General features: G+C 69.9%; 9 protein-coding genes. 3 read left to right on the top strand and 6 right to left on the bottom strand.

What is annotated here, in order from left to right:
* Positions 1 to 122: 122 nt before the first annotated feature.
* The 4 genes from GRC12_RS37805 to GRC12_RS37790 all read right to left on the bottom strand — a co-directional run bounded on the left by GRC12_RS37805 (position 123) and on the right by GRC12_RS37790 (position 3,494).
* Positions 123 to 524 (bottom strand): SseB family protein, encoded by a 402-nt coding sequence (locus GRC12_RS37805; protein ID WP_208784765.1) that lies wholly within the window; start codon positions 522 to 524, stop codon positions 123 to 125.
* 206 nt (positions 525 to 730) lie between these two features.
* Positions 731 to 1,453, bottom strand: coding sequence for a peptidase E (locus tag GRC12_RS37800; protein WP_308286726.1), 723 nt, complete (start codon positions 1,451 to 1,453; stop codon positions 731 to 733).
* Positions 1,450 to 1,998 (bottom strand): cysteine hydrolase family protein, encoded by a 549-nt coding sequence (locus GRC12_RS37795; protein ID WP_208784762.1) that lies wholly within the window; start codon positions 1,996 to 1,998, stop codon positions 1,450 to 1,452. The genes GRC12_RS37800 and GRC12_RS37795 overlap by 4 nt, the downstream gene beginning before the upstream one ends.
* Positions 1,995 to 3,494 (bottom strand): purine-cytosine permease family protein, encoded by a 1,500-nt coding sequence (locus GRC12_RS37790; RefSeq protein ID WP_208784760.1) that lies wholly within the window; start codon positions 3,492 to 3,494, stop codon positions 1,995 to 1,997. Before GRC12_RS37790 ends, GRC12_RS37795 begins: the two co-directional genes overlap by 4 nt.
* A gap of 151 nt (positions 3,495 to 3,645) precedes the next feature.
* Here GRC12_RS37790 and GRC12_RS37785 point away from each other — a divergent pair, with 151 nt between their 5' ends.
* A complete protein-coding gene (locus GRC12_RS37785; RefSeq protein ID WP_208784759.1) occupies positions 3,646 to 3,882 on the top strand; it encodes a hypothetical protein in 237 nt (78 codons plus the stop codon).
* 38 nt (positions 3,883 to 3,920) lie between these two features.
* On the opposite strand, the gene GRC12_RS37780 is transcribed toward GRC12_RS37785, so the two are convergent.
* On the bottom strand, positions 3,921 to 4,403 hold the full coding sequence (locus GRC12_RS37780) for a hypothetical protein (protein WP_208784758.1): 483 nt from the start codon (positions 4,401 to 4,403) through the stop codon (positions 3,921 to 3,923).
* Between the two features lie 47 nt (positions 4,404 to 4,450).
* Complete coding sequence (gndA, locus tag GRC12_RS37775) at positions 4,451 to 5,890, bottom strand: NADP-dependent phosphogluconate dehydrogenase (protein ID WP_208784757.1); 1,440 nt, start codon at positions 5,888 to 5,890, stop codon at positions 4,451 to 4,453.
* A 185-nt stretch (positions 5,891 to 6,075) separates the two neighbouring features.
* Between gndA and GRC12_RS37770 the strand changes: the two genes are divergently transcribed.
* Positions 6,076 to 7,530 carry a glyceraldehyde-3-phosphate dehydrogenase gene (locus GRC12_RS37770; RefSeq protein WP_208784756.1) on the top strand — a complete coding sequence of 485 codons (1,455 nt, stop codon included), beginning with the start codon at positions 6,076 to 6,078 and terminating at the stop codon, positions 7,528 to 7,530.
* 104 nt (positions 7,531 to 7,634) lie between these two features.
* The gene (locus GRC12_RS37765; RefSeq protein ID WP_308286725.1) at positions 7,635 to 9,086 is read left to right on the top strand and encodes a purine-cytosine permease family protein; all 1,452 of its coding nucleotides are present in this window, start codon (positions 7,635 to 7,637) and stop codon (positions 9,084 to 9,086) included.
* The last annotated feature ends 200 nt before the right edge of the window (positions 9,087 to 9,286 follow it).

Genomic DNA, 9,286 nt, shown 5'->3' with positions numbered 1-9,286 from the left:
GCCCCGGACGGCCTCCCGGCTCGAAAAACAAGCAACGAGCCAGGCGCCACGACGTTGGCAAGACTGTCAAACGGGCCGAATCGATCAAGGAGCACCAAGCCCAGCGAGGTTAAACGCCAAGCTCAGGGCCGCGCGAGCAGGGTGCGCACGCCTTCCGAGGTGAGGGTCAGCGGGTGCTCGGAGCCCGCGTCGATCGTCAGGGACAGTTCGTCGGCCGGCCACTGGGACGCGAGGGCGCCCAGCGGGACCAGGCGGTAGCGGGAGACGAAGGGCAGCAGCTCGGCCATCTCCACCTCCGAGGTGAAGACGGGTACCACCGGGTCGCCGTCGGGCTGCTCCAGGACGGGCAGCGCCACGGCCGAGGGGTCGGTGGCGTCGTCCTGGTTCGCGTCGTCCGGCACCGGCACGAGGACGTCACTGCCGGCCAGCGCGTCCAGCGCCGCCGTGTCGTCGGTGTTCACGGCCAGCGCGTCGAGCGCCTGCCGTGCCGGTGTGGGGTTGTTCTCGTTGGCAGGTGTCTCCATGGCAGATCCCCTGGTAGCAACGGTCGTCGGCACGCCCGGAACAAGATCGCCTCCGGGCACGGCTCCGGGTCGCGTACCCGATCCGGAGCAGGCCATTCCCCGCCACCGGGAGAATCCACGGGGCGAGCCACCGGCACTCGGCGGCCTCGGGACATCAGGGGAATGTGATCACAGTGGCAGGCCCCGCCGGAATCAGGCCAAGCCCCTCACACCAGCGAACGCCCGCCGACGACCCGCTCCCGCACGCCCCCGCGCCCGTCCTGCTCCACCCGGTACACATGAGCGCCCGGCGCCACCGACACCGTTTCCGCCGGCTCGCCGTCCAGGAACAGCGCCCCGACCCCGTCGTCCAGCGCCCATCCGCCCGGCAGCGAGCCGTCCGCCACGGCCGCCCGGTAGGAGGGGCGCCTGCCAGGTTCGCTGTCGTAGTGAGGGCAGACCGAGCCGGACAGCAGCCCCAGTCCGTCCCGGAGGTGGCTCAGGGGACCGAAGGAGTCGGTGTGGGAGGCCTCCGCCCAGCAGTTGGCTCCGGCGCTGGTGCCGCACAGCAGCGTGCCCTGGTCGTAGGCCTCCCGGAGCAGACGGTCCACGCCGTGCACGCGCCAGACGGCCAGCATGTTCGCGGTGTTGCCCCCGCCGACGTACACGACGTCCTGCGCGAGCACCTGCGCGCGCAACGCGTCATCGTCCAACTCCCGCTGGAACAACGGCAGTACGGACGCCTCGCAGTCCCGGCGCGTGCCGAACGCGTCGAGGAACCACTCCACGTACGCCGGGGCGTCGCCACTGGCGGTGGGCAGGAAGCAGACGCGCGGCCGGGAGGAGCGCGCATGCCCCAGGACCCAGCCGTCCAGCAGACCATCCGTCCCGAAGCCTCCGCCGAGGAGGGCGACGCGGCGGTGGTCACGGGCGATCGGCCCGCGGCTCACCCCGTCTCCGCGAGCAGTTCGGTGACCGTGGTCAGACGGATCAACGGGCCGTAGGACTCCATGAGGCGCAGTGCCCGCTCGTGTGCCGTGTCGTCCGCTCCCGCGCACGCGTCCGTGACCACCACGACCTCCACTCCCGCGTCGGCCGCGGCGAGGGCGGTGGACAGGACGCAGCAGTCGGTGCTGACGCCGGCCAGAACGAGGCGGCTCGCCGGGGCGAGGCGGCGGGCGAGGTCCGGGCCCCACTTGCCGAAGGTCGTGGCGTCCAGGGTGTCGTGGGCGTGAGGGGCGAAGTCCTCGGTCAGGGACCAGAGTCGGGCATCCGGTGGCTGCAGGGCGAACGGCCAGCGGTCGTAGTAGGACCGCCAGGCGCCCTCGGGTTGCGCGGGGGCCAGGAAGCGGGTGAAGGTGACCCGGTCGCCGAAGGCCGGCAGCAGGCGTCGTACGCCCGCCGCGGCCTCGGCGTAGCGTGGCGCGGCCCAGGGGCTGTCCGGTTCGGCGAAGACGCGTTGCATGTCGATGACGGCGAGCAGGCCAGCGCTCATACGGCGGCCCCCGCGTCCGTGGGGCTCGGCGCCTGTGCCTCCTGGGTGTGGACGCGGGCGCGGCCGAGGGCGAGTGTGCCGAGGAAGCCGAGGGCGAGCGCGGCGAGGACGCCGAGGTTGGCGTAGGCCCAGGCGCCGGACTTGCCGCCGAGGCCGAAGGGGTCGAGCAGATAGCCCTGCCAGGTGAGCCAGCTCGCGGCCGCGTTGGTGACCAGGCCCCAGCCGAGGGCCGTGGCGACGACGGTCAGCAGCAGCGGAACGGGTTGTACGTCGCCGTAGCGGCCCGAGGGCCGGTAGAGGTCGCCCTCGTCGTAGTCGCGCCGGCGCAGCAGCAGGTCGGCGAGCATGATGCCGCACCAGGCGGCGATGGGGACGCCCAGCGTGGTGAGGAAGCCCATGAACTGGCCGAGGAAGTCGTCGGCGAGGAAGACGATGTAGACGGAGCCCGCGATCATCAGGACGCCGTCGACGAAGGCGGCCAGATAGCGGGGGATCCGGATGCCCGCCGAGAGCAGGGCGAGGCCGGAGGAGTAGATGTCGAGGACCGCGCCGCCGACCAGTCCGAGCACGGCGACCACGGCGAAGGGGACCAGGAACCAGGTGGGCAGGATGGTGGTGAGCGCGCCGATGGGGTCCGCGGCGACGGCCGTGTTCAGCTTGGCGGACGAGCCGGCCAGCAGCAGCCCGAAGACCAGCAGGAGCAGGGGTGCCAGGGACGCCCCGAAGGTGGTCCAGCCGATCACTCCCCTGCTGGAGGAACGGCGTGGCAGGTAGCGGGAGTAGTCGGCGGCGGCGTTGACCCAGCCCAGGCCGAAGCCGGTCATCATGAACACCAGCGCGCCGATGAACTCCTGGGCGGAACCCGCCGGGATCGCGCTGACGGTGTTCCAGTGGATGTGGTCGGCGACCAGCCCGATGTAGACGACGGTGAGCACACCGGTGACGACGGTGATCAGGGTCTGCAGCCGCATGATCAGGTCGAAGCCCATCACCCCGCCGACCACGGTCAGCGCGCCCACGAGGACCAGGGCGACCACCTTGGTCCCGGTGCCGCCGCCCCAGCCGAGCCGCCCGAATACGGTGGCGGTGGCCATGGTGGCGAGCGCGCACAGCACGGTCTCCCAGCCGACGGTGAGCACCCAGGAGATCGCCGAGGGCAGACGGTTTCCACGCACCCCGTAAGCGGCCCGGCTGAGCACCATCGTCGGTGCGGAGCCGCGCTTTCCGGCCACGGCGATGAAGCCGCACAGCAGGAAGGAGAAGACGATGCCGATCACGCCGGCGATCAGCGCCTGCCAGAAGGAGATGCCGAAGCCGAGCGCGAAGGCACCGTAACTCAGGCCCAGGATCGAGACGTTGGCGCCGAACCAGGGCCAGAACAGGGTACGCGGGGTGCCCTTGCGTTCGGCGTCGCCGATGACGTCGAGGCCGTGCGTCTCCACCTGGAGCCGGCCGGCCGTGGATCTGTTGTCGGGGGAATCCGAGGGGTCTGCCATGGTCGACCTACCTGTCCAGACGTGTCCAGACGTGACCAGGGGAGGCTAGGTCGGGTGCGTGGGGGCGTCAAGGATCAAGTGACCGGCATGTGATGACCTTGGGCGGGGTGGTTACCCGTAGGGCCGGACGTACCCCACAGGAAGCAATCCGATGATCGACAACAGCGACCGTCACGAGCAGGTCTTCCAGGCCCTCGTCGCGGCCCAGCGGCGGCACGGCGGCATGCCCGTCCACCTGGAGGAGATCGCCCGCACCGCGCGGCTGCCCAAGGACGAGACACACGATCTGCTGGACGATCTGACGCAGGTGCACCGCCGCGTGACGGAACTGGCGGGCGGCGACGAGCCGACTCTCGGCCCGCGGTTCGGGGTCGCGCCCCGGCTGTGAACCACCGCACCTGGTCGCCCGGTGTCCACGAGGCCCGTTCAGCGGGCCCAGAACGGCAAGGGCGGGCAGACGCCGGCGCAGGTGTGGCCGCCGGGCATGAGCAGGCCCGCGTCGTCCTCGTTGTTCTCCCCGCCCGCGAAGTAGACCTCGGGGACCCAGCCCCAGCGGCCGTCGTCCGCCATGGTGCTGCCCCACCAGTAGTTCTCGGCGGCCCCGTCGCGGAAGGTCTCGCCCTTCATCTCGGTGACGAACCAGTTGGCGTCGCCGCCCTGTTCGAGGTACCCGACGATCGGGGCGTTCGGCGAGCGGGTGGCGTACACGGGGACGTGACCGCGGGTGAGATTGCAGTACATGACGTCGGTGCCCCGCCACACACGCCCGGTCGCCGGGTCGGTGAGGTCCTTCTTGGTGGTGCGGTGGCAGGGCACGTTGTCGGTGGCATGGGCGGCGGGGGCGGTCAGGGCCGCCAGGGCGGCGAGCGCCAGGGCGGCCGTGCCGAGTCCGCGCTTGATGTGGATCATGCCCTCGGGAACGACCGGTTGGGCCCGAGGGTCACGCCCGGTGTCGGTCAGGCGGGGGTCTCCGGGCGGTTCGGGGCGGCCCAGTGGGTGTGGAAGGCGCCGGGGCGGTCGGTGCGCCGGTAGGTGTGGGCGCCGAAGTAGTCGCGCTGGCCCTGCAGGAGGGCGGCGGGCAGGCGGTCGGCGCGCAGGGTGTCGTAGTGGGCCAGCGCGGCGGAGAAGGCGGGGACGGGGATGCCACGGCGGGCGGCGGAGGCGACGGTCTCCCGCCAGGGCACCTGCGCGTCGGTGATCTCCATGGCGAACTCCATCTCGCCCAGCAGGCTGACCAGTTCGCGGTCGGCGGCGTACGCGGTGCGGATGCGGTCGAGGAAGGAGGCGCGGATGATGCAGCCGCCGCGCCAGATCCTGGCGACGGTGCCGAGGTCGATCTTCCAGCCGTACTCGGCGGCCGCGTCCTGGATCATCTTCAGGCCCTGGTCGTAGGCGATGACCTTCGACGCGTACAGGGCGTGCTCGACCTGGGAGGCGAAGCGTTCGGCCTCGGTGCGGCTGAGGTGGGGCCGGGTGCCGCCGGGCAGACCCGCGTAGGCGGCGCGCAGTTCGCTCTGGCCGGAGGCGGCACGGGCGAAGGTGGCCTGGGCGATGGCGGTGACCGGGGAGGCGAGGTCCAGAGCCGTCTGCACGGTCCAGCGGCCGGTGCCCTTCTGCCCGGCGGCGTCGGCCACGACGTCGACGAAGGGGGCGCCGGTCTCGGGGTCGGTGTGGGCGAGGACCTCGGCGGTGATCTCGACCAGGTAGGAGCCCAGCCGGCCGGCGTTCCAGCGGCGGAAGACGTCCGCGATCTCGGCCGGGGTGTATCCGGCGACCTGGCGCAGCAGGTCGTACGCCTCGGCGATGAGCTGCATGTCGGCGTACTCGATGCCGTTGTGGACCATCTTGACGAAGTGTCCGGCGCCGTCGCTTCCGATGTGGGCGGCGCACGGCTCGCCGCCGACCTTGGCGCTGATGGTCTCGAACATCGGGCCGAGCACGTCGTACGACTCCGCCGAGCCGCCGACCATGACGGACGGCCCCTCCAGGGCGCCCTCCTCGCCTCCGGAGACGCCGGCGCCGACGAAGTGCAGGCCGCGCTCGCGCAGGGCGGCCTCGCGGCGGCGGGTGTCGGCGAAGTGTGCGTTGCCGCCGTCGATGATCATGTCGCCGGGCTCCAGGAGCGGGGCGAACTCCTCGATGACCGCGTCGGTGGCGGCACCCGCCTGCACCATGATCATCAGGCGGCGGGGGCGCTCGAGGGCGGCGACGAACTCCTCGGCCGTCTCGGCGGGGACGAAGGAGCCCTCGTCGCCGTACACCTCCACCAGCGCGCGCGTGCGGCCGGCCGTGCGGTTGTGGACGGCGACGGTGTACCCGCGGCGGGCGAAGTTGCGCGCCAGGTTGCGGCCCATGACCCCCAGGCCGGTCACGCCGATGGCTGCGGTTGCGTTCATGGTGGTGTCCCTCGATCGTTCCGGTGGCGGTCGGCGGGGCGGGCAGGCCCCCATGACCGTGAGGTACGGACGGGGAGCCGGATCGTCTCGATTCACTCCTCGTTCACCGCCTGGCACCCCCGTTCGAAGTATCGAAACACGAGGGGTTTAACATATGAGCGCCGCCTAGCTCGAAAGATGGATCTGTGACTGTCAACGACGACTCGTTCACCAACTGGAAGACCCGCGAGGAGATCGCGGAGTCGATGATCCCGATCATCGGGAAGCTGCACCGCGAGCGGGACGTCACCGTCCTGTTGCACAGCCGCTCCCTGGTGAACAAGTCGGTGGTGAGCATTCTCAAGACCCACCGCTTCGCCCGGCAGATCGCCGGCGAGGAGCTCTCGGTCACCGAGACCCTGCCGTTCCTGAAGGCGCTGACGACGCTCGACCTCGGCCCCTCGCAGATCGACATCGGCATGCTGGCCGCGACGTACAAGGACGACGACCGGGGCCTGACGGTGGAGGCGTTCACCGCCGAGGCCGTCGCGGGGGCCACCGGCGCCAACAAGATCGAGGGAGGCGTCGGGCGCGACGTCGTCCTCTACGGCTTCGGCCGCATCGGCCGCCTCGTGGCCCGCCTGCTGATCGAGAAGGCCGGCTCCGGCAACGGCCTCAGGCTGCGCGCGATCGTGGTGCGCGGTGGCGGCGAGCGGGCCCCCGAGGATCTCGTCAAGCGGGCCTCGCTGCTGCGCCGGGACTCCATCCACGGCCAGTTCCAGGGCACGATCACCGTGGACGAGGAATCGGGCACGATCTTCGCCAACGGCAACGCGATCAAGGTGATCTACGCGGGCGACCCCTCCGAGATCGACTACACCGCGTACGGCATCAACAACGCGATCCTGATCGACAACACCGGCAAGTGGCGCGACCGCGAGGGGCTGTCCCAGCACCTGCGTCCCGGCATCGACAAGGTCGTGCTGACCGCGCCGGGCAAGGGCGACGTCCCGAACATCGTGCACGGCGTCAACCACGACACGATCAAGCCCGACGAGCAGATCCTGTCCTGCGCCTCCTGCACCACCAACGCGATCGTGCCGCCGTTGAAGGCGATGGACGACGAGTACGGCGTGCTGCGCGGCCACGTGGAGACCGTGCACTCGTTCACCAACGACCAGAACCTGCTGGACAACTACCACAAGGCCGACCGCCGTGGCCGTTCGGCGCCGCTGAACATGGTCATCACCGAGACCGGCGCCGCCTCGGCCGTCGCCAAGGCGCTGCCCGGCCTCAAGGCGCGGATCACCGGCAGCTCGATCCGGGTCCCGGTGCCGGATGTCTCGATCGCGATCCTCAACCTCCAGCTCGCCCGCGAGACCGACCGCGAGGAGGTCCTCGACCACCTGCGCAAGGTGTCGCTGACCTCGCCGCTCAGGCGCCAGATCGACTTCACCACCGCCCCCGACGCGGTCTCCAGCGACTTCATCGGCTCGCGGCACGCCTCGATCATCGACGCGGGCGCCACCAAGGCGGAGGGCGACAACGCCATCCTCTACCTCTGGTACGACAACGAGTTCGGCTACTCCTGCCAGGTCATCCGGGTCGTCCAGCACGTCTCCGGGGTGGAGTACCCCACCTTCCCGAGCCCGGCGGTCTGACCAGCGCGGATTGTCTGGTCAAGGGTCGGCAATGCGACCTTTGGCCAGACAATTCCAGGGAAGGTATCCGGCCACAGGGGTGGATGGAACACTCTGGAGGCGCCGTGACCACAACATCGCAACCGCGGGTGTCGGGGCTGGAGATCCGCTCCATCGACTACGTTCCGCTCGACGAGCGCCACGGCAAGCTGTGGCACCTGGGCCCGCTGTGGTTCATGTCGAACGCCCAGATCGCCACCCTCGCCGTGGGCCTGATCAGCATCACCGAGGGCGGCAACCTCATCTGGTCGCTGATCGCGATCGTGGCCGGCACCGTCCTGGGCACCTTCTTCATGGCCTTCCACTCGGCCCAGGGCCCCCAGTTGGGCCTGCCGCAGATGATCCAGTCGCGGCCCCAGTTCGGCTACATCGGGGCCCTGCTGGTGTGGCTGTTCGCCTACGTCCAGTACGCGGGCTTCAACGTCTTCAACACCATCCTCGCCGGCGAGGCCATGCACACCACCGTGCACGGCGGCGTGAAGCTGTGGGTGGTCGTGGTCACCGTCGTCGCCCTGGTGATCGCGCTGGTCGGCTACGACGTCATCCACAAGGCCGAGCAGTTCCTGACCTACACCTTCCTGGTCGTCTTCGGGATCTTCACCATCGGTGTCCTGGTCACCCTGCACTACCCGGCCGGCTCCTTCGATCTCGGCGCCTTCAAGTGGACGCCGTTCCTGGCCCAGTTCGGCGTGGTCGCCGGCTACCAGATCAGCTGGGCGATCTACGTCTCGGACTACTCCCGCTATCTCCCGCCGGACGTGACCGTCCGCAAGACCTTCTACTGGACCTACTTCGGTTCCGCCCTCGGCGGCATCTGGCTGATGGTGCTCGGCGCGCTGCTCGCGGCCTGGGCCGGCAAGGACTTCGAAACGATCAAGTCGATCAACGCGGCGGGCGACAAGGTCTTCACCGGCTTCGGCGCGATCGTGCTGCTCTTCGCCGTGCTGGGCCTGGTCTCCGTCACCGCGCTCAACATGTACGGCGGCTCGCTCACCTTGATCAGCGCCGTCGACTCGATCAAACGGGTGCGTCCGACGCTGAGCGTACGGCTGGTGACCATCGGGCTGACCGCGGCGCTCTCCCTGGTCGGCGCGCTGGCCGCGACCTCCAACTTCCTGGAGAACTTCAACAACTTCCTGCTGCTGGTCCTCTATCTGTTCATCCCGTGGACCGCGGTCAACCTGATGGACTACTACGTCGTGCGCCGTGGTCACTACGCCATCGCCGAGATCTTCAACCCGCATGGAATCTACGGCCGTTGGGGCTGGCAGGGCATCATCGCCTATCTGGTGGGCTTCGGCGTCATGGTGCCGTTCTTCGCCGTGGGCACCCTCTACACCGGCCCGGTCGCCGACGCGCTCGGCGGTGCGGACATCTCCCTGTTCGTCGGGCTGCCGGTGGCGGGCGCCCTGTACTGGTGGCTGACCCGCTCCATCGACGTGGCGGCGGAGGCACGGCTGGCCGAGGCGGAGGCGGAGGAATTGGAGCGGGCGGCACACGAACACCGCGAGCCCTGACGGATATCGGCGAATTCCGGCATCATCACCGCGAACCGATTCCGTGGTGAATGTGTGTGGGTTATGTTCGGGCCGCCACGGGACGTGAAGCAGGCTTGCGGCACTATCTCTCATGAAGTAACTACGTGAATCATGAACTTGTTCACCCGCGCTGCGTCCCTGCGCCGCCCGGCTCCCCCCGCAGCTTCACCGTCCCCCAC

Origin of the sequence: Streptomyces griseorubiginosus, assembly GCF_017614965.1 — a bacterium.
GTDB lineage: Bacteria > Actinomycetota > Actinomycetes > Streptomycetales > Streptomycetaceae > Streptomyces > Streptomyces griseorubiginosus_B.
The sequence above is the reverse complement of the archived record's forward strand: the minus strand, read 5'-3'. Positions and strand labels throughout refer to the sequence as shown.

Bases quoted from the DNA above. Each gene is read 5' to 3' on its own strand.
- GRC12_RS37805 (WP_208784765.1), bottom strand. From the start codon at position 524: ATGGAGACACCTGCCAACGAGAACAACCCCACACCGGCACGGCAGGCG.
- GRC12_RS37795 (WP_208784762.1), bottom strand. From the start codon at position 1,998: ATGAGCGCTGGCCTGCTCGCCGTCATCGACATGCAACGCGTCTTCGCC.
- GRC12_RS37790 (WP_208784760.1), bottom strand. From the start codon at position 3,494: ATGGCAGACCCCTCGGATTCCCCCGACAACAGATCCACGGCCGGCCGG.
- GRC12_RS37785 (WP_208784759.1), top strand. From the start codon at position 3,646: ATGATCGACAACAGCGACCGTCACGAGCAGGTCTTCCAGGCCCTCGTC.
- GRC12_RS37780 (WP_208784758.1), bottom strand. From the start codon at position 4,403: ATGATCCACATCAAGCGCGGACTCGGCACGGCCGCCCTGGCGCTCGCC.
- gndA (WP_208784757.1), bottom strand. From the start codon at position 5,890: ATGAACGCAACCGCAGCCATCGGCGTGACCGGCCTGGGGGTCATGGGC.